The 25,324-nt window shown below is 63.8% G+C and carries 26 protein-coding genes; 14 read left to right on the forward strand and 12 right to left on the reverse strand.

The features are described 5' to 3' along the window. Positions 1-267: 267 nt before the first annotated feature. The gene (locus FIU86_RS09795; protein ID WP_152474916.1) at positions 268-549 is read left to right on the forward strand and encodes a CU044_2847 family protein; all 282 of its coding nucleotides are present in this window, start codon (positions 268-270) and stop codon (positions 547-549) included. Beyond that, complete coding sequence (locus tag FIU86_RS09800) at positions 542-1,714, forward strand: S8/S53 family peptidase (protein ID WP_152474917.1); 1,173 nt, start codon at positions 542-544, stop codon at positions 1,712-1,714. Before FIU86_RS09795 ends, FIU86_RS09800 begins: the two co-directional genes overlap by 8 nt. A gap of 111 nt (positions 1,715-1,825) precedes the next feature. Here FIU86_RS09800 and FIU86_RS09805 read toward each other — a convergent pair whose 3' ends face one another. From FIU86_RS09805 to FIU86_RS09820, 4 genes are all read right to left on the reverse strand, one after another. Then, positions 1,826-3,424: an ABC transporter substrate-binding protein gene (locus FIU86_RS09805; RefSeq protein WP_152474918.1), complete on the reverse strand. Its 1,599-nt coding sequence runs from the start codon at positions 3,422-3,424 to the stop codon at positions 1,826-1,828. A gap of 205 nt (positions 3,425-3,629) precedes the next feature. After that, the gene (locus FIU86_RS09810; RefSeq protein ID WP_152474919.1) at positions 3,630-4,523 is read right to left on the reverse strand and encodes a dimethylarginine dimethylaminohydrolase family protein; all 894 of its coding nucleotides are present in this window, start codon (positions 4,521-4,523) and stop codon (positions 3,630-3,632) included. A gap of 154 nt (positions 4,524-4,677) precedes the next feature. Beyond that, positions 4,678-5,427 (reverse strand): aspartate/glutamate racemase family protein, encoded by a 750-nt coding sequence (locus FIU86_RS09815; protein ID WP_152474920.1) that lies wholly within the window; start codon positions 5,425-5,427, stop codon positions 4,678-4,680. Then, positions 5,424-6,542 carry an anhydro-N-acetylmuramic acid kinase gene (locus FIU86_RS09820; RefSeq protein ID WP_152474921.1) on the reverse strand — a complete coding sequence of 373 codons (1,119 nt, stop codon included), beginning with the start codon at positions 6,540-6,542 and terminating at the stop codon, positions 5,424-5,426. Before FIU86_RS09820 ends, FIU86_RS09815 begins: the two co-directional genes overlap by 4 nt. A 63-nt stretch (positions 6,543-6,605) precedes the next feature. On the opposite strand from FIU86_RS09820, the gene tyrS reads away from it, so the two are divergent. Beyond that, complete coding sequence (gene tyrS / locus FIU86_RS09825; RefSeq protein ID WP_152474922.1) at positions 6,606-7,859, forward strand: tyrosine--tRNA ligase; 1,254 nt, start codon at positions 6,606-6,608, stop codon at positions 7,857-7,859. 89 nt (positions 7,860-7,948) lie between these two features. On the opposite strand, the gene FIU86_RS09830 is transcribed toward tyrS, so the two are convergent. Together FIU86_RS09830 and FIU86_RS09835 are read right to left on the reverse strand one after the other, a co-directional pair. Next, entirely contained in the window at positions 7,949-9,430 is a 1,482-nt protein-coding gene (locus FIU86_RS09830) for a peroxidase family protein (RefSeq protein WP_152474923.1), read from the reverse strand. Positions 9,431-9,676: 246 nt separating this feature from the next. Next, the gene (locus FIU86_RS09835) at positions 9,677-10,657 is read right to left on the reverse strand and encodes a zinc-binding dehydrogenase (protein WP_152474924.1); all 981 of its coding nucleotides are present in this window, start codon (positions 10,655-10,657) and stop codon (positions 9,677-9,679) included. A 169-nt stretch (positions 10,658-10,826) separates the two neighbouring features. Between FIU86_RS09835 and FIU86_RS09840 the strand changes: the two genes are divergently transcribed. The 3 genes from FIU86_RS09840 to arsH are packed head-to-tail and all read left to right on the forward strand — an operon-like array spanning position 10,827 to position 12,974. After that, entirely contained in the window at positions 10,827-11,159 is a 333-nt protein-coding gene (locus FIU86_RS09840) for a helix-turn-helix transcriptional regulator (RefSeq protein ID WP_152474925.1), read from the forward strand. A 28-nt stretch (positions 11,160-11,187) separates the two neighbouring features. Continuing rightward, entirely contained in the window at positions 11,188-12,252 is a 1,065-nt protein-coding gene (arsB, locus tag FIU86_RS09845; protein ID WP_152474926.1) for an ACR3 family arsenite efflux transporter, read from the forward strand. After that, the gene (gene arsH, locus FIU86_RS09850; RefSeq protein WP_152474927.1) at positions 12,249-12,974 is read left to right on the forward strand and encodes an arsenical resistance protein ArsH; all 726 of its coding nucleotides are present in this window, start codon (positions 12,249-12,251) and stop codon (positions 12,972-12,974) included. The genes arsB and arsH overlap by 4 nt, the downstream gene beginning before the upstream one ends. A gap of 49 nt (positions 12,975-13,023) precedes the next feature. Here the strand turns inward: arsH and aroB are convergent, their stop codons facing one another. Then, positions 13,024-14,136, reverse strand: a complete 1,113-nt coding sequence (gene aroB, locus FIU86_RS09855; RefSeq protein ID WP_152474928.1) for a 3-dehydroquinate synthase — start codon at positions 14,134-14,136, stop codon at positions 13,024-13,026. Then, positions 14,133-14,693, reverse strand: a complete 561-nt coding sequence (locus FIU86_RS09860) for a shikimate kinase (protein WP_302848764.1) — start codon at positions 14,691-14,693, stop codon at positions 14,133-14,135. Before FIU86_RS09860 ends, aroB begins: the two co-directional genes overlap by 4 nt. A 110-nt stretch (positions 14,694-14,803) precedes the next feature. Here FIU86_RS09860 and FIU86_RS22550 point away from each other — a divergent pair, with 110 nt between their 5' ends. The 3 genes from FIU86_RS22550 to FIU86_RS09870 are packed head-to-tail and all read left to right on the forward strand — an operon-like array spanning position 14,804 to position 17,443. Further along, positions 14,804-14,953, forward strand: coding sequence for a hypothetical protein (locus FIU86_RS22550; RefSeq protein WP_170067083.1), 150 nt, complete (start codon positions 14,804-14,806; stop codon positions 14,951-14,953). Next, on the forward strand, positions 14,940-16,478 hold the full coding sequence (locus FIU86_RS09865; RefSeq protein WP_152474930.1) for a hypothetical protein: 1,539 nt from the start codon (positions 14,940-14,942) through the stop codon (positions 16,476-16,478). The genes FIU86_RS22550 and FIU86_RS09865 overlap by 14 nt, the downstream gene beginning before the upstream one ends. Beyond that, positions 16,475-17,443 (forward strand): site-specific tyrosine recombinase XerD, encoded by a 969-nt coding sequence (locus FIU86_RS09870; RefSeq protein WP_152474931.1) that lies wholly within the window; start codon positions 16,475-16,477, stop codon positions 17,441-17,443. The genes FIU86_RS09865 and FIU86_RS09870 overlap by 4 nt, the downstream gene beginning before the upstream one ends. Here FIU86_RS09870 and FIU86_RS09875 read toward each other — a convergent pair. After that, positions 17,392-18,198 (reverse strand): metallophosphoesterase, encoded by an 807-nt coding sequence (locus tag FIU86_RS09875; protein WP_152474932.1) that lies wholly within the window; start codon positions 18,196-18,198, stop codon positions 17,392-17,394. The two genes, FIU86_RS09870 and FIU86_RS09875, sit on opposite strands and share 52 nt — an antisense overlap. Positions 18,199-18,268: 70 nt before the next feature. On the opposite strand from FIU86_RS09875, the gene FIU86_RS09880 reads away from it, so the two are divergent. Continuing rightward, on the forward strand, positions 18,269-19,576 hold the full coding sequence (locus FIU86_RS09880) for an HlyC/CorC family transporter (RefSeq protein ID WP_152474933.1): 1,308 nt from the start codon (positions 18,269-18,271) through the stop codon (positions 19,574-19,576). A gap of 121 nt (positions 19,577-19,697) precedes the next feature. Here the strand turns inward: FIU86_RS09880 and FIU86_RS09885 are convergent, their stop codons facing one another. Then, a complete protein-coding gene (locus FIU86_RS09885) occupies positions 19,698-20,786 on the reverse strand; it encodes a PA0069 family radical SAM protein (RefSeq protein WP_152474934.1) in 1,089 nt (362 codons plus the stop codon). 204 nt (positions 20,787-20,990) lie between these two features. Between FIU86_RS09885 and FIU86_RS09890 the strand changes: the two genes are divergently transcribed. From FIU86_RS09890 to FIU86_RS09900, 3 genes are read left to right on the forward strand one after another with little or no spacing between them, the layout of a single operon-like run. Next, entirely contained in the window at positions 20,991-21,695 is a 705-nt protein-coding gene (locus FIU86_RS09890; protein WP_103761068.1) for a B12-binding domain-containing protein, read from the forward strand. Between the two features lie 10 nt (positions 21,696-21,705). Beyond that, positions 21,706-21,978, forward strand: coding sequence for a hypothetical protein (locus tag FIU86_RS09895; RefSeq protein ID WP_152474935.1), 273 nt, complete (start codon positions 21,706-21,708; stop codon positions 21,976-21,978). A 1-nt stretch (position 21,979) separates the two neighbouring features. Then, positions 21,980-22,609 carry a DUF1638 domain-containing protein gene (locus FIU86_RS09900; protein WP_152474936.1) on the forward strand — a complete coding sequence of 210 codons (630 nt, stop codon included), beginning with the start codon at positions 21,980-21,982 and terminating at the stop codon, positions 22,607-22,609. 117 nt (positions 22,610-22,726) lie between these two features. On the opposite strand, the gene FIU86_RS09905 is transcribed toward FIU86_RS09900, so the two are convergent. Then, entirely contained in the window at positions 22,727-23,137 is a 411-nt protein-coding gene (locus FIU86_RS09905; protein WP_152474937.1) for a SufE family protein, read from the reverse strand. A 130-nt stretch (positions 23,138-23,267) separates the two neighbouring features. On the opposite strand from FIU86_RS09905, the gene FIU86_RS09910 reads away from it, so the two are divergent. Beyond that, on the forward strand, positions 23,268-23,858 hold the full coding sequence (locus tag FIU86_RS09910) for a hypothetical protein (protein WP_152474938.1): 591 nt from the start codon (positions 23,268-23,270) through the stop codon (positions 23,856-23,858). A gap of 117 nt (positions 23,859-23,975) precedes the next feature. Here the strand turns inward: FIU86_RS09910 and rnd are convergent, their stop codons facing one another. Next, positions 23,976-25,136 (reverse strand): ribonuclease D, encoded by a 1,161-nt coding sequence (rnd, locus tag FIU86_RS09915; protein ID WP_152474939.1) that lies wholly within the window; start codon positions 25,134-25,136, stop codon positions 23,976-23,978. Between the last annotated feature and the right edge of the window lie 188 nt (positions 25,137-25,324).

Below are 25,324 nucleotides of genomic sequence, written 5' to 3' on the forward strand. Positions count from 1 at the left end.
GGCGGTTACGGCAGCAAAGGCGGTATCCAAAAAATCTTTGCGATTTTCGCCCCTGCACGGGTCTGCCGCCTTTTGCACCTTAAACGCAGTCAACCAAGGCGTGCGCGGGCCTTGTAGACATGGTCGACACCGGAGTTGAACTGCGCGCGTTTCATTCTTTCTGCAGCGCCGCGCAATCGTGGCCTTCGGCGGCATTATTCTACTCCTTTAGGACCGAATTTCATGCTACCTTGAGGTTATTGCAAAAAATCAGATTGGAGTAAGGCCATGGAACTGGTTTTCGTTCCTCCGCACAGCACACTTGCGGCAACCGACAATACCGAAGAGATGCAGAAAGCCTCGGAAGCGTTGCCGGGTATCGGCGCGGCGCTCGCCGAACCGATGAAGGCATTCTGGGAAAACTTGGCTGCCGCAGGCAACCCGCCGGACACGATCGAGATGGGGCTGAACCTGCTGTTTGAGGGCAAGGCGGGCTGGGCCATCATTTCGGCCCGGACCGAGGCCAGTCTGAGCCTGAAACTGACTTGGAAGGCGAAGCCGGATGTGTAACTTCAAGCCGGGAGAGGTCCTGGCCTTCGGTCGACTGCACGAGATGATCAAGCGTACCCGCAAGTGGAGCATCCCGGGCGAGACGGATTACGTGCCATTGCTGCCTGAAGGGTTGGAGCCCGTGGTGCCGCCAGACTATAGCGGTCAGGGGTTTCTTCATGTCAAGCATGTGCCCGAGGGGCTTGAGCTGCTAACCGTATCCAAGCTGTCGGCAGCTCTGGCCGATATGATCCGCGACCACCAAGCGGTGGTGGAGCCGAATTATATTCTGCCGTTCGGCGGGCCCGCCGCAAACGCCCCAGCCCCGTTCTCGCCCGCGATGCAAACAGTGATCGACGCATTCAAGCCGATGATTGCAGCGCGATCAAACCCGTATCGGATGGCGGTGCTGGACAGCGGCCTGTCTGCCGATCAGCTGCAAAATTTCACGAATCTGAGGTGTTTCGACTACATGGGAGCGCAGCCAGTCGAAGTCCCCGACAGTGTGGTGACAGACCGGCAGAATCACGGGTCGCTGGTTTGCCGGATTATTTCGGCAGTGATGGATGGCCAGGCTGAACTGGTGTTCGGCAGGGTCGCGATCGGCCGGTCTGACGTGACGGTACTGAGCCTGTCGAAAGCCCATGCCCACATGGTCGCCGAAACGCGGCCTGACGTGATCAACCTGTCGGTCGCGCCGAGCGGCGACAGTGTTTTCTGCCCGGATTGCAACAGGGTGGTGCCGGTCGGACATCTGCATTCGATGATATTGCCGCGCATTTTTGAGCTGGCAGGGCAAACGACATGGACCGTGCTGGCCGCGGGCAATACCGGCAAGCCCAGCGTCGGTCAGCACGAACTGTCCGTGTGCGACCGCATGGTGATCGCCAGTGCCGTGGGATCTGACAACGTGAGAACGGCCTATTCGAGCTATGCCACGCATCCCGACATTGCCAACCTGTCGTGTTTTGGCGGGGATGACCGCACGGTCCCGGGTCGGCAAGGCGTTCTGGGCAGTGGTCCACATGTTTGCGGCACATCGTTCTCGGCGCCGCTGATCTCCTGTGCTTTGGCAAGTTCCATAGAATGGAACAGCGGTACAATGAGAACGAGCGCCAACACTTTCGAAAGCGATGTCGTCACCCATGCGCAAAACAGCATCGCGCAAGTACATGCGGCGCTTTAGCAGACGGGGGGAGCGCGCCGGGAAGACACGCGACGCACTATATGACGCGCCGGATCAGAGCCGTATGAACTTGAAGGGCAGAGGCGCACCCGGCCGCCGCTGCCCTTCAGGTCACGCGTTGAGCCACCAGCGTTCCATGTAGCGTTCGCCGTCGAGATCCCAGTTGGTGGCAAGCTCTTCGGGCACGCCAACGTCGTCGCCCACGCCGAAGACGTAAGACGCGAACATCGGGATGGCCGAGCCGCCCTGTTCGTTCAGAATCTTCTGCATTTCGAAATACATGTCGCGGCGCTTGGCCTCGTCGAGTTCGGCGCGCGCTTCGACCAAGAGCTTGTCGAAACGTTCGTTGGACCACTTGGATTCGTTCCACGCCACGCCGGTCTGATACGTGGTCGAGAACATCTGGTCCTCCACCGGGCGGCCGCTCCAGTAGCTGGTGATGAAGGGCGACTTGATCCAGTGATCGGCCCAGAAGCCGTCATTGGGCTGGCGATTAACCTTGAGATCGATGCCCGCGCCCTTGGCGGAGTTCTGGATCAGGATGGCCGCGTCCACCGCGCCGGCAAAGGCCGCCTCGGAGGCCATGATCTCGATCTGGATCGAGTCCATGCCGGCCTCCTTGAGGTGGAATTTGGCCTTGTCGGGGTCGTATTGACGCTGTTCCAGCTCGTCGTTGTAGAACCGCTGGCCCGAGCCGATGGGATGGTCGTTGCCGACCTCGCCGTAGCCGAAGAGGATCTTGTCCACCAGTTCCTGCCGGTTGATGGCGTATTTCACCGCGAGGCGGATGTTGTTGTCTGTATAAGGGTCGGTATCGCAGAGCATGGGCAGCGAGTAGTGCAGTGTGCCTGTGGTGGTCTTGAGGTTGACCCCGTCGCGACGGCCCAGAAGCGCGGCGGTCTTGAGGTCGACCCGGTCTATGACGTGCACGTCGCCCGAGACCAGCGCCGAGGTGCGGGCGTTCTGGTCGATGATCGACAGCACCTCGACCGTGTCAAAGAAGGCCACGTCGTCGGACCAGTGGTTGGCGTGGCGCGACAGGCTGGAGCTGACGCCGGCATCGTAATTGTCGAGCACGTAGGAGCCGCAGCCGATCAGATCCTGCCAGTTCATCGTGCCGTCGTCATTGGCGGGCATTACCGGCAGGTGGTAATCGGTCATGATGAAGGGGAAGTCGGCGTTGCCGCTTTCAAGCTCGACCACAACGATCAGGTCGCCATCGGCCTTGAGGTCGACCACAGGCGCCACGAGCGGGCCGGCGGCGGAGGTGTTCCCCTCGCCCCGGTGGTGGTTGATGGAGGCGATCACATCGCTGGCCTTGACCGTGCGGCCATTGTGGAATTCCAGCCCGTCGCGCAGCTTGAACGTCCAGGTCTTGGCATCAGGCGAGGATTCCCAGCTTTCGGCGAGAGAGGGTTCCAGGCTGCCGTCGGTGCCGATCTGGGTCAGGTAGCCCTGGTAGCCGCCAAGCGACAGGCCGATCGTGTAGCCGTTCTCGATCACGCCGGGATCAAGCTTGTCGGTGGTCGCGCCGTGGCCACGGGCGACACGGAAATGGCCGCCCTTCTTCGGCGTCTGGGCGTGGACCATGTCGGCGGTCAGGGAGAGGGCCGAGACGGTCGCCCCGGCGGCGAGGCCCTGTTGCATGAAGCGGCGGCGTGAGATCCGGCGCGTGCGCAGGTCGCGCGTCAGTTTATCGAGGAAATCCATTCTCTTCTCCTTGTTGGACCGGCCTTTTGGCGGCCGTTTTTGTATTTTCTTCGGTGACGGTCATGCCGCATTGCCCTCAGTTTACAGCGGTTGTCGCCGTTCTGTCAGGTTTCTGTTGCCGCGACGGGGATTTTCGCCCTTTGGCGACCGGGCTTTGCAGCGCCCTGCCCGTCTTTGCAGCACTGCGGCGCGATTTCGCGGAAGTTTACGCGTCATCGCGGCACAGCGCTTGGGACAAGCAATGCACGCCGCCGCCGCCCAGCGTGAACATCGACATATCCGGGTCGTAGACGGTGAAGCCCAAGCTGCGCATTTTTGCGTTGAGGTCGGTGGCGCCGGCCATGGACAGCACCTTGTCATCGCCGAGCGCCACGAGGTTGACGCCAAGCGCCTTGGCCTCGCGGTAGGCCACGTCGATGATCTCGATCCCCCAGCCGCGGATGATGTCCACCAGCCATGGCTCCATCGCGTCGATGCAGGCGACGGCCAATTTCGGGGCGAGCGGCACGATCAGGCCGTCCATGTGGACGAATTCGCGGCTGATCGGGGCCACTACGGCGTCCCACCCTTCGGCGCGAACGAACTCGGCCACCTGCTCGCTGCCCGCTTTCTCGGACCGTTCGCCGCAATAGCCGATCAGGACGCGGCCCGGCTCGATGATGTTGAAGTCGCCGCCCTCGAAATGCCCGGCGGTGGCGAATTGCCAGATGGGGATGTCGTGTGACTGGTAGAAGCGGATCGCGGTGACGTAATCGGCGCGGCGGCACTTCAACTGCATATGGCAGATCAGCGGCCCCCAGGGCGTCATGGCAGAGCTGTCGCGGGCGAAGAAATTGCGATGCAGCACCGGGTCGGCGTCGAGATAGTGGCAGGTGACGCCGTTCTCTTCGTAGATCGACACCATCTCGGCGTGTTGCTTCATGGCCAGTTGCAGGTCGAACCGGTGGCCGGTGTGCTCCGCATTGGCGAGCGTGCGACCGATCAGAGGCCCGGCCTCGACCCAGCGGTAGTGTTCGGGCTTGCCCAAGAGGACATGGCGCAGCTTGGCGTAGTCGTTGTTGATGCCCCATGGGATAGAGGCGTGCGAAGCGTCTTTCATGGTATGGCCCTTTCCGGCGTGGTGCTCTGGAAGAGTGCCAGAACGCGACGCAGCGCCAAAGCGATATCTGCGCGGAAGCGGCACGGGCCATTTGGCAGGGGGTTTTCGCGTGATGCATAGGCACGAGGCCCGGGACGGGAGTGCCGCGCCGTAGTCAGGCGACGGCGGTGCGCACGCCCTCGGTCTGGAAGAGCCGCCCCGGGCCCCATCCGCGCGCATCGGTTCCGGCACGGCCCAGTACGTGCCACAGCAGCGCCTGGTTGGAGCTGATGACGGGCAGGCCCAGCTCGGATTCCAACGTGTCGATCACGCCGAAGGTGCGCAGGTTGGTGCAGGAGGTGAAGATGGCCTGCACGCCCTTGGCCTCGGCGGCCTCGGTGACGGCGGCGTGGGTGGAGCTTTCGGTGATGCGCGCGACGCGGCGGTCGTCGGTTTCGCCGAAGCTGAGGTTGTGCACTACCTCGATGCCGCGCGATTCAAGAAAGCTGCGCATGGGCGCGATGACCTGCGCCGAGTATGGCGTGACCATCGCGATGCGGGAGGCATTGAGCGCGCGCAGCCCGGCGACCACGGCGCTGATCGGGTTGGTGACGGGGACGCCAGGATGCGCCAGCTGCACCTGCCCTTCGACCAGATCGGGGCCCATAAGTGCCGACGCGGAGGTACAGCCATAGCCCACGGCATCGAGCTCGCCCGGCAAGAGCGAGGCGGAGGCGGCCATGCGTTCCTGCATGGAAATCAGGTTTTCGGCGGTGACCTCGTTGTCCGAGAAAATGCGGGTGTGATGCGCGGCCACGTCGCGGCCTGCGAGCACGCTGCGCGCCTCGGTTTCCAGTGTCTCGTCGGTGCTGAGCACCACGAGACCGATGCGGGTTCCCATGCCGGTGTCGAGGTCGTATTTCATCGCGCGCTCCCGTCCGGCCAACTGACAGTTCCGCCTGCCACTGCCGCCGCGACGCCGGTTGTCGCGGGGCAGGATGTGGGCAGGCCGCGTAGCACGCGCACGGCGAGGTGGCCGAACGCCTGTGCTTCGAGCATATCCCCGTCGAGGCCCACCGCCTCGACCGGGTCCACCACGGCGTCGAGGGCAGCGCGCAGCATGGCCATCATGACAGGGTTCTTGCGCCCGCCGCCGCAGACCAGCAGGCGTTCGGGCGGGGATGGGCAATGCTCCATCGCCTGCAGCACCGCCGCGGCGCTCATCGCCGTGAGGGTGGCGGCGGCGTCGGCGTCGCTGAGTTCGTGCACGAGGGTGTAGAGGTCGGAAAACGCATCGCGATCGAGGCTTTTCGGGGGGATCTTGCGGAAATACGGCTCGTCGAGAAAGAGTTCGAGCGCGCCCTGGGCCACGGTGCCTTGCAGTGCCAACGCGCCGTCGCGGTCGCAGGGTTCGCCCCGGCGCTGCATCATAAGGTCGTTGACGGGGGCATTGGCGGGGCCGGTGTCAAACGCAAGCAGCGCGCCGTCCTGATCGGGGCGGTCGCGGCTGGGGTCGATCCAGGTGATGTTGCCGACGCCGCCGAGATTGAGGAAGGCCAGAGGGCGGTCGGCGCCCATCCACCTGGCGCAGGCGAAGTGGAAGAACGGGGCGAGCGGCGCGCCCTCGCCGCCCAGACGCACATCGGCGGAGCGAAAATCCCAGACCACCGGCAGGCCGAGATGCATGGCCAGCGCCTCGCCATCGCCAAGCTGGTGCGTGCCGCGCCCCTGCGGCTCGTGCGCAAGGGTCTGGCCGTGAAAGCCGATGATCTGCGCGCCTTCAAAGCGCGAGAGGACATCGACATGGGCCTGCTGGACGAGCGGCAGAACCTCCTGCCCCAGTTCATCGGGCCATTTGCCCAGAGCGTCGCGCAGCACGGCCTCTTCCGTGGGGGAATAATCGCGATAGGCGCTGTCGCCGAAGGCAAAGATCGTCTCGCCGTCGGTCTGGACCATGGCGGCATCGACCCCGTCCAGCGAGGTACCCGACATCGCCCCGAGCGCCCAGACCGGGCCGCTCTTCAAACCGGCCTTCAACATGGCCTTTTCCTTCGCCTGAACCATCCCTATACATGCCGCGCAAAACCAGCTGGGACAAGCGATATGACCTACCACGCCAAATCGGATTTCATGGCCACGATGATCGAGCGCGGCTTTCTGGCCGATTGCACCGATTACCAGGGGCTGGACGAGGCCCTGAGCGCAGGCGTGGTGCCAACCTATATCGGTTATGACGCCACGGCGCAGTCGTTGCATGTGGGGCACTTGCTGAACATCATGATGCTGCGGTGGTTGCAGAAGACGGGGCACAAGCCGATCACGCTGATGGGCGGCGGTACCACGAAGGTGGGTGATCCGAGTTTCCGGTCGGACGAGCGTCCGCTGCTGGGGCCTGAGCAGATCGAGACCAATATCAATGGGATGCAGCAGGTTTTTGCGCGCTACCTGAAATATGGTGACGGGCCGACCGATGCGCTGATGCTGAACAACGCGGAGTGGCTGGACGATCTGAATTACCTGGAGTTCCTGCGCGATATCGGGCGGCATTTCTCGGTCAACCGGATGCTGTCGTTTGAATCGGTGAAATCCCGGCTGGACAGGGAGCAGTCGCTGTCGTTCCTTGAGTTCAACTACATGATCCTGCAGGCCTATGACTTTCTGGAGCTGAACCGGCGCTATGGCTGCCTGTTGCAGATGGGCGGGTCGGACCAGTGGGGCAATATTGTCAACGGGATCGACCTGACGCGACGGGTGCTGGACCAGGAGATCTATGGCCTGACCTCGCCCCTTCTGGAAACCGCCGACGGGCGCAAGATGGGCAAGTCGGCGGATGGCGCGGTGTGGCTGAATGCGGATATGCGGTCGCCTTACGAGTTCTGGCAGTTCTGGCGAAACACGATGGATGCCGATGTGGGGCGGTTCCTGAAGCTTTATACCGAGTTGCCGGTGGACGAGTGCGAGCGGTTGGGCGCGCTGGCGGGAGCCGAGATCAACGAGGCGAAGATGATCCTGGCGAACGAGGTGACGACCCTGCTGCACGGGGCCGATGCGGCGGCGAAGGCGCAGGCCACGGCGCGGGAAGTGTTCGAGAAAGGCGGCGTCGGGGATGATTTGCCGACGCTGGAATTGTCTCCGGAGGATGTGGGTGACGGGATTTCCATCGTACAGCTGATCGTCAAATCGGGGCTGGCTGGATCGGGCAAGGAGGCCAAGCGCCTGATTGCCGAAAACGGCGCGAAGCTGGATGACCAGCCGCTGACCGATGCCGGGTTGATGGTGGATGCGCAGGCGCTGGCCAGCCCGATCAAGCTGTCGGCAGGGAAAAAGCGGCACGCGCTGGTGAAGATCGCCGGGTAAAGCATTGGCGCCCCGGAATTTTTGAGAAATTCCGGGGCGCTTATTACTTCAGGAAAGCCGCCTGTCGCGCGCTGGCGACACTCGCAGGCTCAGCCGCATTTCAGCTTGTCGGGGTGCAGGACATGGCTGCGATGCGCCTCGACATAGGCAATGATCCCGGCCATGCAGGACGGTTTGCCGCCGAAGCCCGGCCAGGGCTTGAAATGCGGGATGTGAACGTATGTGGTCGGATCGCGCTTCAGCAGGTTGGCGAAGACCGAGGCAACGATGGTGCCGCCCACGCCGGTGAGCTTGCCGCCGCCGTGTTCCTTTGCTTCTTGCAGGGCGTAGAACCACAATGGCGTCTTCTTGAAGCCCTTGTCCTTCAGTTCTTGCGGGATATCGACCGCGTCGGTCCCCAGATGGGCCGCGAATGTCTGGCCGCTTGCCAGTTGATAGGTGTATCGGTCGCGCACCATGTTGCGCAGAGCGAGGTTTTTCGACTGTGCCTCGGTTAGCGTGACGTTCACGTCTTCGAGCTCGATCTGGCCTGAGACGAACGGCAATGCCAGGAGGGCCTCGCCCATTTTCGGGCCGACCGGACGCGCCTTTTGCGACGCGTTGTCGCCCATCTCGAAGAAAAGATTATAGTCGAGGTTCTGGTCTTCGGGCCGCTTGCCGAATCCTTGCGTGGCGAAGAGCGGCACGGGGCTTCCGGCGTCGTTCATCTGATATTCGAACTGCGTGGTGGCGTGGCCGAAGCGATAGCAGGCCCCGGTAAATTCGACCGGCATGACAGGCGCGTCCCAGCCGAAGGCGGGTGCTTGCATGGCCGCGTCGAGGCAGCTTTCGTGGACGAAAGCGTCGAGCAGCTCGTTCCAGACGATCCACTGGTAATGCAGGCGGATAAAGCGGCGCACCTCCTGAAAGCTGGTCAGCGCAGGGGAAACATGGGCATCCCAGACTTCCTGGCTCATGCCGTCATGGGCGCAGGCCTTGATGTCGGCGGCCTCAGAGCCGCCCTCGATCACCTTGCTCACGAGGATGTTATGCAGTTCGATGAAGAGGCCCTGGATCTGGGCCACGATGATGTTCTCGTCATTGCGCGGATCGCCAATCAGGGCCTTGCCGGCGCAGGTCCGGGCAAGGTCGAGCGCGTTGTCCTGACGTCCGAACATCAGCATGTGATCCTGCTCGTCCGCGCCGTAGAGATGCGGCGAGGCCTCGGGGCCGTCGCCATAGACGCAATCGAGATCGAGGCTGGGCGTGCGGATGTTGCGGATCGTTGCCGGGTCGATCCGCGTGCCGAGGGCCGAGGTGGCATCGAGGGTGATGTCGTGGTCGACGAACTGCCCCAGGAAGGTCATGCCCGCATCGGCCGGACCGTCTTCGTTGCTGGTGGCGCGCATCGTCTGCGACAGGGCGTCGAGCGCGTCCACAACGTCCTGATGGGTGATGTTTTCTATGAAGACCGGGTTGGCGGGCTTGAGACGTCCCAGCGTCTGCACGAAGGGCTTGGCGGGACCTTCGTTCTGAAGACAGGTTTTGACGAGTTGGTCGAGGCGCGTAAGGCCGTGATGGATTCCTGGCATGAGAAATTCTCCTATTTAAAAAAAATTGAAAAAATCAGTTACATCGGTTCCGGGAAACAGTCCGGATACCGCGGCAATAGCATAAATTTACGCGTCATTCTACCTTGACTTGTTTTGCTCGAGGTGGAGGCGAGAATTTGCGTGCGGAGTCGCCGGATGATTGCCTTGAGATCAGCGTATGCCCCCCGCAGCGCGTCAATTTTCCGCGGGGGGCCGTAGTCCTGTCACGTAGAAACCGGCGTGGCGTCAGGGTTTCAGCATGACCTTGCCGTCACGACCGGCGGTCAACGAAGCGGTCACGGCGTCGGCAACCTGATCGAGGGAGTACGTGCCTTCCCTTGCAAGCGGCAGCTTGCCCTGCGCCGCGAGTGTCACCAGTTCTGTCATCAGGGCTTCGCGGCGGCCAGAGTCCATCTCGGACCCGACGCGGGCGCCCCAGAAGCCCTTGACCGTGATCTGCTTCATGATGAGCGGGCCGGAGGCGAGCGGCATCGGCGCGCCGGTGGCGGTGCCGAAGACGATCATTTCGCCGTCGCTCGACAGGAGGTCGACCAGATGCGCCGCGATGTCCCCGCCGACGGAATCGATGGCCGAGACGACTCTTCCGTCTTTGACGGTTGCACGGACCTGATCGGTCCAATCATCGTCAGAGGTGGAAATGACGTTCGTGGTGCCTGCATCGCGCAGGCCCTGCGCGGCCTCTTCCCGGCGCACGAGATTGACGAGGTTGATGCCGCGTTCCTTTGCCAGAACGGCCATGATGCGGCCCACCGCCCCGTTGGCGGCGGTCTGGATCACCCAATCGCCCTCATCGGCCTTGAGGCTGTCGAGCAGGGAAATGGCCGAGAACGGCATGGCGATAAGCTGGGCACCTGCGTCGTCGGAGATCTGCTCGTGCAAGGGCATGAGGCCGTTCGCGGGCGCGAGGAAATACTTGGCCCATGTGCCATGCACGCCCGCGACGGCGATGCGCTGGCCCTTGAGGCTGTCATCGACGCCCGCGCCCACGGCATCGACGATGCCGGCCGCCTCGGACCCGCCTATGGCGCCGGGCAATTCGGGTTTGTAGCCGTAGGTGCCGCGCACGGTCCAGAGGTCGTGGTTATGGATGGGTGACAGGAGGGTTCGGATTCGCACCTGCCCCTCGCCCGGTTCGGGCGTGTCGGTGTCGGTGGCGTAGAGCACCTTTGCCGGGTCGCCGAATGTGTCGTGGAGTGCGGCTTTCATGGGAATCGACCTTTCTTTTGGAGTGTGCGGCCGGGCTACGGGCCTGTTCTTGGCGAAACGGGTGGCGATCGGCTTTGTTCCTGCGCCGCCGCGCTGCCGTGGCGGCAGCGGGCAGATGTCACATAAACATCGCTTGCGTTTCGCGCCATATATCCATAGTTCTAGATATATGGATAAGCCAAGCGCCCTTGCCGCCCTTCAGGCGCTGTCGCAGGACACGCGGCTGGACGTGTTTCGCCTGTTGATGCGCGCCGGCCCCGAGGGCATGGCGGCGGGCGAAATCGCGCAGCGATGCGAGGTGCGGCAGAACACCATGTCGGCACACCTGTCGATCCTGTCGCAGGCGGGTTTGATCCGGGCCGCGCGGGAGGGGCGGTCGGTCCGCTACCGGGCCGAGATCGAGGGGGTTCGGGGGCTTCTGGGCTTTCTGATGGAGGATTGCTGCGGCGGAAATCCGGAACAATGCCAAACGCTTATCGACGAAATTTCACTCAAGTGCTGATCGCGACAGACCCGAAAGAGAGGCAAAGATGACCGACAGGGCCGACACCCCGCAGGACAGCGGTCTGGGCGTTTTCGAACGCTACCTGAGCGTCTGGATCGCGCTGGCGATCGTGCTGGGCATCGCGCTTGGCGTGGTGGCGCCGGGGTTGGTGGAGGCCGTCGCGGCAGCAGAGGTGGCACAGATCAACCTCGTGGTCGCGGTGCTGATCTGGGCGATGATCTATCCGATGATGATCGGCGTGGACCTGAGCACCATTCCGGCGGTGGCGAAACAGCCCAAGGGGCTGGTGATCACGCTGATCGTCAACTGGCTGATCAAGCCGTTCACGATGGCGCTGCTGGCGGTGGTCTTCTTCGACTACGTCTTCGCGCCGTGGATCGCGCCGGAAGATGCGGCGCAATACGTTGCCGGGCTGATCCTGCTGGGCGCTGCGCCCTGCACGGCGATGGTCTTTGTGTGGTCGCAGCTGACGAAGGGGGATGAGACCTATACGCTGGTACAGGTATCGGTGAACGATCTGATCATGGTCTTCGCCTTCGCCCCCATCGTGGCGATTTTGCTGGGCGTGACCGACATCACCGTGCCGTGGCAGACGCTGGTGACGGCGACGGTCCTCTATGTGGTGCTGCCGCTGTTGGCGGGGCTGCTGACGCGGCGGATGCTGGGCTCGAAAGCGGCGATCGAGGCGTTCACGGCACGGGTGAAACCGTGGTCGATCATCGGACTGATTGCGACGGTGGTGATCCTGTTCGGCTTGCAGGGCAGCATCATCCTGGCGAATCCCTTCGTGATCGCGCTGATCGCGGTGCCGATCCTGATCCAGAGCTACGGGATTTTCGCGCTGGCCTATGGCGCAGCCTACGTGATGCGCGTGCCGCACCGGGTGGCGGCGCCTTGTGCGATGATCGGGACCTCGAACTTCTTCGAGTTGGCGGTGGCGGTGGCCATCAGCCTGTTCGGCCTCAATTCGGGGGCTGCGCTGGCCACGGTGGTCGGCGTGCTGGTGGAGGTGCCGGTGATGCTGTCGCTGGTCGCGTTTGCCAACCGGACACGTGCGCGGTTCGGTCAGCGCCAGGAGGTACGCGGATGAGTGACATGCCCAACCTGAAGGCGGACGCCCTGCCCCGCATCGACGAAGAGGGACTGTTTCCGACAGAGCGGGCCCGCCATGCGCCGCGAATTCTGCTGCTCTATGGCAGCTTACGGGAACGATCGTTTTCGCGGCTGTTGAGCGAGGAAGCGGCGCGGGTATTACGCCATCTGGGTGCCGAGACGCGGACATTCGATCCGCATGGCCTGCCCCTGCCCGACGATGCCGAGACGAGCCATCCCAAGGTGGCGGAGCTGCGCGAATTGGTGCTGTGGTCTGAAGGTATGGTCTGGGTCAGTCCGGAGCGGCATGGCGCCATGACCGGCGTGATGAAAGCGATGATCGACTGGATCCCGCTGGCGCCCATCGGCGGCATCCGCCCGACGCAGGGCAAGACCCTGGCGGTGGCACAGGTGAGTGGTGGCTCGCAGAGCTTCAACGCGGTGAACCAGATGCGTATCCTGGGCCGGTGGATGCGGATGTTGACGATCCCGAACCAGTCGTCGGTGCCGAAGGCGTGGGATGAGTTCAACGATGCCGGGCGGATGAAGCCGGGGCCGCTTTACGACCGGGTGGTCGACGTAATGGAGGAGTTGGTGAAGTTCACACTGCTGACGCGTGGACAGGCGGGGTATCTGACGGATCGGTACAGCGAGCGGGTGGAGACGCTGGAGGACCTGTCGAAGCGGGTGAATGCGCCGAAGGCAATCGGGACGGAGTAGCGGGGTCCCGCGTGGGTTTTCACCCACCCTACGCAGGTGGCGGCGGGGCTCAGCGGGCGGCGAGCGCGTCGTGCAGCAGTGTGCGGACCACATCCATGTCCACGTCCTCGGCCACGAATGCGTCGCCAATGCAGCGCGCGAGGATGAAGCGCAGCTTGCCGTCGACCACCTTCTTGTCCTGCCCCATGAGGTCGATCAAGCCGTCGGCATCCGGCAATTCTCCTGCGATATCAGACAGGTCGACCTTCATATTCATGTCGCGCAGATGGGCGCGGACGCGGCTGGGGTCTTCTTGCGAACACAGGCCCAGACGGCTTGAGAGCTCGAACGCCAGCGCACAGCCGATGGCCACGCCCTCGCCGTGCAGCAGGCGATCACCGTAGCCGGTGGCGGCCTCGAGCGCGTGGCAGAAGGTGTGACCGAGGTTCAGAAGCGCGCGGCGGCCGTGTTCTTTTTCATCCTCGATGACGATTTCGGCCTTCATTTCGACCGAGCGTTTGACGGCCGCGATGCGGGCGGCCATATCGCCTTGCGCCACGCCCGGGCCGTGGGTTTCGAGCCAGTCGAAAAAGGCAGCGTCCCCCAGCAGGCCGTACTTTACCACTTCGCCGTAACCCGCCAGAAAATCACGATTTTCAAGCGTTCCGAGTACATCCGTATCCGCCAGCACGAGGCTGGGCTGATGGAAGGCACCGATGAGGTTCTTGCCCTGGGGCGCGTTGATGCCGGTCTTGCCGCCCACGGAACTGTCGACCTGGGCCAGCAGGCTGGTGGGCACCTGCACGAACCGCACGCCGCGGCGCAGGACGGACGCGGCAAAGCCCACGAGATCACCGATGACGCCGCCACCGAAGGCGATGATCACATCGCTGCGCTCGACCTTTTCGGAGAGGAGCCATTCGACGCAACGCTCGAACTGCGGCCAGCCCTTGGTGCCTTCGCCGGGGGGCAGCGCGAGGGCCGTGCTGTCGATGCCGCCCGCCTTCAGTCCAGCCTGAAGCGTGGCGAGATGCAACGCTCCGACGGTTTCATCCGTGACGATGGCCACGCGGGGGCGGCGCAGCAGCGGCGCGATCAGCGCCCCGGCCTGCCCCAAGAGCCCGGGGCCGATATGGATATCATAGGCCCGGTCGCCCAGCCCCACGTGAACGCGTTCTGTCATGTCACCTGCTCCAGCACATCGGGCCGCTGTTCAAGCGCCTCGCAAACCTTGGTGGCCATCTGGTCAATCGTGTAGGACGCATGCGCGGGCACCGCGAGATCGGCCATCTCGTAATATGGCAGCCGCGCCTCGTAGAGATCCTTCAACGTATTGTAAGGATCAGCCGTGCGCAGCAAGGGCCTGGTATCTTTATGCTTTACGCGATTCCACAGAAGCTTCAGGTCGGCCTGAAGCCAGACCGAGATGCCCTTGGCCCCGATAAGATCGCGGTTGCGCTCGGAGAGGAAAGCGCCGCCACCGGCGGACAGAATGCAACGATGGCCGTCGAGCAGGCGGTCGATCACCTGCGTTTCGCGGTCGCGGAAGAAGGCCTCGCCGTCGCGGGAAAATATCTCAGCGATGGTCATATTCGCCGCGGCCTCGATCTCGACGTCCGAATCGAGGAACGGCACATCAAGCATGGCCGCCAACCCCTTTCCCACGGCGGTTTTTCCGGCGCCCATCATACCCACCAGCACGACCGTTTTCTTCAACTGCCAATGTCCCGAGACCGCCACTTTCGGCGCTCCTATGCCAATCTCTTCTTTTCAGCCACTGAATGACGTGATCTTGATGAAATTGCCAGTTATAAAGTGGTAAAAGACGGTAAGAAACGGGCAGGCACCTTATGTTCAGACTTCTCAAATGGCTGATCTATCTTGGCATTCTGGCGTTCCTGGCGCTCGTGGGCTATGCCTATATCGGCCCGTTCTTTGGGGCGGATTTCTCGCCCGAGCGAGAAGAAATTCGACAGGAAATCATACTTGAAGACACTTGAAACCGTTTGTTTTTCAATAATTTTCGCCACGCCGGCACTGGCGCAGGAACCGCTGGCGGCCATTGACTGGCTGAACGATCCCGCGCCGATCAGCGTGGCACGCCCCTTGGAAGAGGCGCTGAAACCGCCCGACGCGGACGACGTTGAAGGCGCCGTGGTGCCGGACGTCGAGGTGATGCCGCTGGACGGCGCACAACCCGATGCCGCGGGGCTCTTGCCCGGCAGCACCACGGGCCTGCCGCCGAACCTGTGGGCGGGCAGCAGCACCGACACCCTTGTCTCGCAGTTCTCGCGCCTGCCGCCGGATCCGTTACCGGCGATTCAGGCGCTTTATTACACGTTGCTGTTGGCCGAAGCCGAGGCACCCGCCGACGCGGGGCGCGACGCGCGGTTTCTGCGGGCACGGCTGGCCGCGCTGCGCAAGATGGGCGCCGTCGACCCTGCGCTGGCGCTGGTGCAGCAGGCGGGGCCGTATGACGCGGGCCTGTTCGATCAATGGTTCGATCTGGCGCTCTTGAGCGGGACCGAGGAAGAGGCCTGTGCCGCGCTGAGTCAAGACCCTGAGCTGAGCGAGCGCTATGACGCGCGGATCTATTGCGGGGCGCGCGCCGGGGACTGGCAGACGGCCGCGCTGACCTATGAGACGGCGACGGCGGTGGGTGTGTTGGACGCCGCCAGCGCGCGGCTTTTGGCGCAATACCTGGACCCAGAGACGATCGACGCGGAGATGACGCTGGCCCCGTCGGCAGAGATGACGCCACTGCTCTATCGCCTGTACGAGGCGGCGGGCACGCCCCTGCCCACGCGCAACCTGGCGCGGGAATACGCGGTGGCGGACCTGCGCGGGCTGACCGGGCTGAAGGCCGAGATCGAGGCGGCCGAGCGGTTGACCCGCACCGGCGCCCTGCCCGCCAACCGCCTGCTGGGGCTCTACACCGATCAGCGCCCGGCGGCCTCGGGCGGGGTGTGGGACCGCGTGGCGGGGGTGCAAAAGCTGGAACAGGCGATTGCCGATACCGACCCGCAGGCGGTTGCGCGTCATCTGCCGGGGCTGTGGCGGGACATGAAACGCGAAGGCCTTGCCGTGGCCTTTGCCACGCTGTTCGCGCAGTCGCTGTCGACGCTGGAACTGGACGGGCGGGCGCGGGAAGCGGCGTTCGAGGTGGCCCTTCTGTCGCAGGAGTACGAGACGCTGGCGCCAAAGCTTGCCGGGAGCGACGCGCGGGCGCAGTTCCTGGTGGGGCTGGCGCGGGGTGCGCCGGATGCCACGCTGGCCAGCGAGACGCCGCAGATCGCCATCGCCGAGGCCTTTGCCGCGACGTCCGCCCATCCCGACCACGCCGACATGCTGGAGGCCGGGCGGCTGGGCCAGGCGATACTGACCGCGGCGTTGCAGTTGGACACTGCCGGACCGAACCAAGCGAGCGACATCGTGGCGGGCCTCGCGACGCTGCGCTCGGTGGGGTTGGAGGATACCGCGCGGCGGGCGGCGCTGCAGATCCTGCTGCTGAAGGCGAACACGTGAGCACGGCGCATTGGCTGGCGAATTTCCTCGACGCGCAGGCGGCCGAGGCCGGGGCGGCGAAGAACACGTTGCAGGCCTATGCCCGGGATCTGACGGATTTCACCGAATGGCTGGAGCGGGCCGGCAAGGATGCCGCCAGCGCAGGCCAGACGGATATCGAGGCCTACCTTGTGCATTGCGACGCCCAAGGGCTGGCGCGCTCGACAAGGGCGCGGCGGTTGTCGGCGATCAAGCAGCTGTATCGGTTCGTTTTCGACGAGGGGCTGCGCAGCGACAATCCGGCAATCCAGATCAAGGGGCCGGGCCGGGATCAGCGCCTGCCCAAGACGCTGGAGCTGGACGAGGTGGACCGCCTGCTGGAGGCCGCACGGGCCACGGGCCGGAGCGAGGCCGACAAGCTGCGCAACACCTGCCTGATGGAGCTGTTATACGCCACGGGGATGCGGGTGACCGAGCTGGTGTCGCTGCCGGTCGCGTCCTGCCGGGGCGATCCGCAGATGTTGCTGGTGCGCGGCAAGGGCGGCAAGGAGCGGCTGGTGCCGATGTCGCCGCCTGCCCGGCAGGCGCTGGTGGCTTGGCTGGAGAGGCGTGATGCCGCCGAGGAGGCCGCAAAGGCCAAGGGCAAGCCGGTGTCGGCGTTCCTGTTTCCCTCGGGTGGCAAAACAGGACACCTGACGCGCAATCGCTTTTTCCTGTTGGTCAAGGAGTTCGCCGTAACGGCCGGGATCAGCCCCGAGCGGGTGTCGCCCCACACGCTGCGCCATGCCTTCGCCACGCATCTTCTGGCCGGCGGCGCCGATCTGCGCACCATCCAGACGATGCTGGGTCATGCCGATGTGGGCACGACAGAGATCTATACCCATGTGCTGGAGGACCGCCTGCGCGAACTGGTGTTCGATGCGCACCCGCTGGCTCAGGAGGAACGGCGCAAGGCGGCGGGCAACACGTCTTCGGACGGCCAGTAGCCGGTGGCGAGTGCCGCGTCGTAGCCTTGGATCAGCCCTGCCGCCTGCATGTCTGCTCGGGCGGCGGCGCAATCGTAGTCCAGCTTGTGCAACGAGACCGCGCCGTCCCGCAAAAGCGCGTATTCGGTGCGCGGCGTGCCGTCATTGGGCGGCATGCCGATCACACCGGCATTGACCCAGAGGACCTGACCGATGCGACGCCGGAAGGCGATGCCGGAATGACCCGCGAAGACGATATCGACGGGGCCGCCCTGCGCTTCGATAAGGGCGATTTCGCTGGCGAAGGCAGGCGCGGGGCTGCTGGACCATAGAAAGCGGCTGATATCGCTGAGACCACCATGGATGACGGCGCAACGCAGGCCGTGATGGGTGAAGCGGATCATGTCGGGCAGACCGTCCATCCAAGCGCGATCGTCCGCGCCGATGGCGGCGTCGGCATGGGCGTACCAGCCAGCCGACAAGAGGTCACAGGTGCTGCCGTCCTCGAATCCGCAGCCGCAATCCATCTGGTACGCGGCCAGCTGTTTTTCGCAGTTGCCGGCCACGACGGGCAGACCCGCCGACCGGATCAGCGCCACGGTTTGTGCAGGCGCCCCGCAATAGGCCACCAGATCGCCGGTGCAGATGGTGTCGCGCGGGGAAATGCCGAGGCGCGCCGTACGGGCCAGCAGAGCCTGCGTGGCATGCCGGTTCGAGTACGGCCCGCCGAAGACGGCGAGCGGAGTGTCCCGCGTGCCCAAATCGACAAGTTTCATCGCCTGTTTCCTTGAATGACCGGCGTCCACGCCCCATAACCCCTGCAACGCATAACGTGACTATTGGACAATGGACCCCGCCTTAACAACCTTTGACGCCGCCTTTTGGATCACCGCCGGCGCGATCCTTCTGCTTCTTGTTCTGTCCGCCTGCTTCTCGGGCAGCGAAACCGCGCTGACCGCCGCCTCGCGCGGCAAACTGCGGGCCCGGGCGGACAAGGGCTCGAAAGGCGCCGAACGGGCGCTGCAGATCACCGAGGACAACGAGCGGCTGATCGGCTCGGTCCTTCTGGGCAACAACCTGGTGAATATCCTGGCAACCTCGCTGGCCACGGCGCTGTTCACCCGCGCCTTCGGCGAGAGTGGCGTGGCGCTGGCGACGCTGGTGATGACGCTTCTGGTGCTGATCTTCGCCGAGGTGCTGCCGAAAACCTACGCGATCACAAATGCCGAGGCGGCGGCATCGCATGCCGCTCCGGTCATTCGCTGGGTGATCGTGGTGTTCTCGCCCGTGGTATCGGCGGTGCGCCTGCTGGTGCGCGGCGTGCTGCGGGTGTTCGGGGTGAAGACGGACCCCGACAGCCAGATCCTGGCCGTGCGTGAGGAAATTGCCGGGGCGCTCTACTTGGGTCATTCAGAGGGCGTGGTGGAAAAGGAGGACCGTGACCGGATCCTGGGCGCGCTGGACCTTGGCGACCGCGCGGTCGAGGAAATCATGCTGCACCGCAGCCAAATCGAGATGATCGACGCGGCGCTTGAGCCCGAGGCGATCCTGGACCAGTGCCTGAAGTCCAACCACACGCGCCTGCCGATTTATCGCGACGATCCCGACAACATCATCGGCGTCGTCCATGCCAAGGACTTGCTGCGCGCCATGCACACGCTGGCGCTACAGGCCGAGGGCGCGCGCGGCGCGCTGGCGACGTTCGATATCTGCGATGTGGCGATGGAGCCCTATTTCGTGCCCGAGACCACGACGCTGGATGACCAGATGCGGCAGTTCCTGCGGATGCGCAGCCATTTCGCGCTGGTTGTGGACGAATATGGCGACTTGCAGGGGCTGATCACGCTGGAGGATATCCTGGAAGAGATCGTGGGCGAGATCACCGACGAGTTCGACCCCGACGGCGATCATCCGGTGGGGCGCAGCGATGACGGGCAGTTCCTGGTGGACGGGGGCACGACGATCCGCGACCTGAACCGGGCGACGGACTGGACCTTGCCAGACGATCAGGCGAATACGGTGGCCGGTCTGGTAATCTACGAGGCGCAGATCATCCCCGAGGTGGGACAGGTGTTCAATTTCCACGGCTTCCGCTTCGAGGTTGTGGAGAAGGAAGACAACCGGCTGACCAAGTTGAAGGTGCGGAAATTGTAGGGGGTGCGCGTGGGTTTTCACCCACCCTAGGCAGCCATGAGGTCACGGGTCAGGCTTGGGGCGCGGCCTTGTACGGTGGGTGAGAATCCTCGCGCCCTTCCATCCGATCTGATCGCGTCTCTCAGAACAACTCCATCTGGTCCCCGGCCCGCGCCGGCGGTTCAAACAGATCACACCGCAGCGGCGGCTGTTTGCGGTCCAGCCCCAGCCGCTTTGCAGCCACCTTGAACCGTTGCGCCACCATTTCGGCATAGGGCCCTGACCCGCGCATCCGACGCCCCCAATCCGAGGCATAGTCCTTGCCGCCATGCATGTCGCGCACATGGCCCATGACACGGGCGGCCCGGTCGGGGCAGGTCTCGGCCAGCCATTCGCGGAACAGCGGCGAGACCTCCAGCGGCAGGCGCAGCATGATCCAGCTGGCGGCGTCGGCCCCTGCCCCGGCAACGGAATTCAGAATCGGCTCCATCTCGTGGCAGGTCAGGCCCGGGATCACCGGCGACACCATGGCGCGCACGGGGATGCCCGCCCCCGCCAGGCGCTCAATCACCTTCAGCCGCCGGGTTGGGGCCGGCGCACGCGGCTCCATCGCGCGCGACAGCTTTGCGTCTAGCGTGGTCACGGAAATGCCGACCCGCGCCAGCCCGCGCGCCGCCATGTCCGACAGAATGTCGATGTCACGCTCAACCAGGCTGCCCTTGGTCACGATGGCGACGGGATGATTGAACTCCGACAGAACCTGAAGGCAGGCGCGCATGATACCATGGGTCTTTTCGATCGGTTGGTAGGGGTCGGTATTGGTGCCGATCGCGATCGGCCGAACCTTGTAGCCGGGCTTGCGCAGCTCAGACGCCAGCACCTCGGGCGCGTCGGGGCGGGCGACAAGCCGGGTTTCGAAATCAAGCCCCGCCGACAAGCCGAGCCAGGCGTGGCTGGGCCGGGCAAAACAATAGATGCACCCATGCTCGCAGCCCCGGTAGGGGTTGATCGAACGGTCGAAGGGCAGATCGGGAGAGCGATTATACGTGATGATGCTGCGCGGCCGCTCGATGCTGACGTTTGTGCGCAAGGCCGTCTCCTCGGGCGCGAGGTTCCAGCCGTCATCTTCAAAACTGCGCGACTCGCGCTCGTAACGGCCCACGGCATTGCTGACGGCGCCCCGGCCCGGACGGCGCAAACGCGGATCAATGGTGTCGGAGATATCGGACATGGCTGAATTATAGGAACATTAAGAGAACATATGCAACAAGCGCATACTGATCATGGGAATTTTCCACTGCCGGGGCGCGTGAAACTGCGCCATCTGTCGGTGCAAGAACCGCGCATGTCGGAATTGGAAAGTCGCGTGCGACAAAATGGACGTAATCGCGGGTACTAGATAAAGGGCCACGCGCCACACCAAGGGATCAAGCATATGTCCGACGAAGAAGACGACATCATCCTCAGCGAACTGGACGACGAGGAACTTGTCCAGCAGATGTTCGACGACCTCTATGATGGTCTGAAAGAAGAGATCGAAGAAGGCGTGAACATCCTGCTGGAGCGCGGCTGGCAACCCTACCAGGTGCTGACCGAGGCGCTGGTGGGTGGCATGACCATCGTCGGCAAGGATTTCCGCGACGGTATTCTGTTCGTCCCCGAGGTGCTGCTGGCGGCCAACGCGATGAAGGGCGGCATGGCCATCCTCAAGCCGCTGCTGGCGGAAACCGGCGCACCGCGCGTGGGCAAGATGGTCATCGGCACCGTCAAGGGCGACATCCACGACATCGGCAAGAACCTGGTGTCGATGATGATGGAAGGCGCGGGTTTCGAAGTGGTCGATATCGGCATCAACAACCCGGTCGAGAATTACCTCGAAGCGCTGGAAACCGAAAAGCCTGACATCCTGGGCATGTCGGCGCTGCTGACCACCACGATGCCCTACATGAAGGTCGTGATCGACACGATGGTCGAACAGGGCCTGCGCGACGACTACATCGTGCTGGTGGGCGGTGCACCGCTGAACGAGGAATTTGGCAAGGCCATCGGCGCTGACGCCTATTGCCGCGACGCCGCCGTGGCCGTGGAAACCGCCAAGGACCTGGTGGGCCGCAAGCACAACCAGGGTGCGACGGGCTAAGCCTTTGCCAATGGTGATCGAGAAAGCCCTGCCCGACCCGGCGGGGCTTTTTTCGTCGAAGGACAGCGCTTATGTCATTGCGGAAAGGAGCACGCCGATGCCGTTCAACAAGCTGGTCCTGCTGCTGATCGTGGTGATCGCCGCCGCGGGCGCTACGATCTTCCTGCTGACGTCGGCCTGGGGGCCGGAGACACTGTCGGAGAACTGGATGATCGCGGTGCCGCTGGTGCTGGTGGTCTACCTGGTGGTACGCGTCATCGGCCTGCGCGGCGGCGGGCGCTGAGATGCTGCCGAGCGACACAACCCTGACCGAGGACGGCTTTGCCGAGCGCGCGAAAGGCAACATCCTGCTGATCGCCTGCGGCGCTCTGGCGCGCGAGATCCTGGCGTTGAAACAGGCCAATGGATGGGATCACATGGTGCTGCAATGCCTGCCAGCAAAGTACCATCTTTATCCCGAAAAGATCGTGACAGCGGTCGAAGAAACGGTGGCCGAGAACCGCGATGCCTATGACGAGATCTTCGTTGTCTACGCCGATTGCGGCACCGGCGGATTGCTGCAGGCGAAATGCCGCGAGCTGGGCGTCGAGATGGTCGAAGGTCCGCATTGCTATTCCTTCTTCGAGGGCAACGAGACCTTCGCGGGCCGCGACGAGATCAGTGCCTTCTACCTGACCGATTTCCTGGTCAAGCAGTTCGACGCCTTCGTCTGGAAGCCGATGGGCCTCGACCGGCATCCCGAACTGCGCGACATGATCTTTGGCAACTATACCACGCTGGTTTACCAGGCCCAGGTCGAGGATCCCGCCCTCAAGGCCAAGGCGCAGGACTGCGCCGACCGACTCGGGCTCGACTTCGAATACCGGTTCACCGGCTACGGCGACCTTGAAACCGCGCTTGCCGCCCGCGCTTGAGCGCGCTTTTCCTCTGGCCAGAAATATCCCGGGGAGGAGGTCGAAACATCGTTTCGACCGGAGGGGCGGCGCCCCTCTTCACGAAAAAATCGAGCGTGGCGCAGCCACTCCGCTGGGTCAGGCGGCCTCCGACGCGACCGCGCGGATGCGCTCGATCATCGCGCGCAGCCCGTTGGAGCGTTGCGCCGACAAATGGTCGTTCAGTCCCAGCCGAGCCAGTTCGCCGGGGGCATCCACCTGCCCCACCTGCCCCACCGGCAGATCATTGTAGAGCGCGCGCAGCACCGCGATCAGGCCGCGCACGATCAAGGCGTCCGAATCGCCGTCGAAGCGGAACGTGCCGGCCTCGGTCTGCGGGTGAAGCCAGACTTGGCTGGCACAGCCGTCGACCTTCGTGGCGGGCACCTTGAGCGCGTCATCAAGCCCGTCCATGGACTTGCCGCGGTCGATCACGTAGCGGTAGCGGTCTTCCCAGTCCTCCAGAAACTCGAAATCTTCGACGATCTCTTCGAATGCCTGCTGCGCCATGCAACGCGTCTCCTGTCTGTTTCTTGCCCCACAGTTAGGTGTGCAACACCTCAAGGTCCAGTGCGCCAAGTCCCTTTTCAAGCCCGCGCGGATGGGGTAGTCGGAAACAAACGAGGAAGGGGCGGTCGAAATGCGGGTTCTGCTTTCGGTAATGTTGATTTCAAGCATGACGCTGACGGCGTGCAGCGGCTGGCGCGACTCGGGCGTCAACCCACGCAACTGGTTCGGAAACAGCCGATCCGCCCCGATCGTGAACACCACCAATACTGGCGAACGTCGCTCGCCCAGCGACCGGCAGACCGGCAACCCGCTGATCGAAGATGAGAACGCGGAACTGATCGTGCGCCGCAATGCCTCTTCGGCGCAGAAGGCGGGCATCTTCCGCCGTCGCGCCCGGGTTGAAATCTACGACGGTAGCCTTGTCGATCAGGTGACCAGCCTGGTGGTCGAGCCGCTGCCCACGGGGGCCATCGTGCGCGTGACCGGCCTGCCGCAGCGCGAGGGCGCGTTCGACGTGCGCCTGCTGCCGATCAGCGAGGACGGCCCCATCAACGGCGTCATGGAATACACGCTGAACGCCTATCAGCCGATCGAGACTCCGGTGGGCACGCAGAGCACGCGCGAAGTGCGCGTGGGCGCGTTCCTGAGCAATAACGATCTGGAAGAAATCAACGAGATCCGCGTGCGCGGCGAGTTGAACGCTCTCAGCTCGCGCCGCTGACTGCTTAAAGCGTTTCGCCAGAAACCTGAATCACAGCTTTTGGCGAAGCGCAGTGCAATTCTCGGTCGATGCGCGCGCCCCGCCTTTATCCGATGTGTAGGTTAAAGGAGGAACGCTTTAGAGGTCGATCGCCACGATCGAGCCGCGACGCGCGGCCAGCGCCACCTTGCCGTCGCAAAGCCGCATCGCATCATCCCCGAACACATCCCGCCGCCAGCCGCCCAAGGCCGGAACGTCGCGTTCGCCCGCCGAGATGGCGTCGAGATCGGCCGCCGAGGCGATGAGCTTGGAGGCCACTGAATACTCCTCGGATTTCGCCTTGAGCAGAACACGCAAAAGGTCGGCCAGCGCCGGGTTGATCTGAAGCCGCTCGCGACTGCGGTCGGGTTTGGGCAGGTTGTCGTTCGCGCAATCGAGCCCCGCCTTGACCGCGGCGATGATCCCGTCGGCGATGTCACCCCGCCGTGCCTCGCGCAGCAAGAGCCGCGAGCGCGACAGGTCGTTCGCGGACTTGGGCTTGGTCGAGGCCAGTTCGACCAGTGCATCATCCTTGAAGACGCGGTTGCGAGGAATGTTGCGGGTCTGGGCGTAATCCTCTCGGAAGCGGGCCAATTCCCGCACGATGGCCAGGAACCGGCCCGACGAGTTGCGGGTCTTGACGCGCTGCCAGGCCTCTTCGGGCCGGGCGATGTAGGTTTCAGGATCGGTCAGGACCTGCATTTCCTCGGCCACCCACTTGTCGCGGCCCGACTTGGCCAGTTTTCCGGCCAGACACTCGTAGATGTCGCGCAGGTGCGTGACGTCCGCAATGGCGTAGGTCTTCTGCGCGTCGGTCAGCGGGCGGCGCGACCAGTCGGTGAAGCGCGAGGTCTTGTCGAGCGACTGCTTGGCGATCTTGCGCACAAGGGTTTCATAGCCGACCTGTTCGCCGAAACCGCAGACCATCGCCGCCACCTGGGTATCGAAGAGCGGGTCGGGGATTAGCCCTGCATCGACATAGAAGATTTCCAGGTCCTGCCGGGCCGCGTGAAAGACCTTGACCACGGAAGGATCGCGGAAGAGATCGTAGAGCGGTTCGAGCGACATGTCCTGTCCCTCGATCGGATCGACCAGCACGGCGTCGTCCTCGCCGCGTGACGGCAGGGCCAGCTGGATCAGGCAGAGCTTGGAATAATAGGTGCGCTCGCGCAGGAACTCGGTATCGACGGTGACATACTCGGCCTCGGCCGCGCGGGCGCAAAAGGCGGCGAGGTCTTCGGTAGTGGTGATGGTGTGCATTCCTGCTCCGGCGGATCGATCTTGGTAACCCAACCGCCTATACCGTGGCGCGGCAGAAAGCAAAGCGCAAGTTTAGGCCATGTAAGAAGGAATTGGCGCAAGGGGGCCATACATCACCGGGATTGATGGATGGCTCAACATTCATTCATTTTCAATATGGCTTCGACGGGCCTATGTCGGATGCATCC

The sequence above is a fragment of the Roseovarius sp. THAF9 genome (assembly GCF_009363715.1).
Taxonomy (GTDB): Bacteria; Pseudomonadota; Alphaproteobacteria; order Rhodobacterales; family Rhodobacteraceae; genus Roseovarius.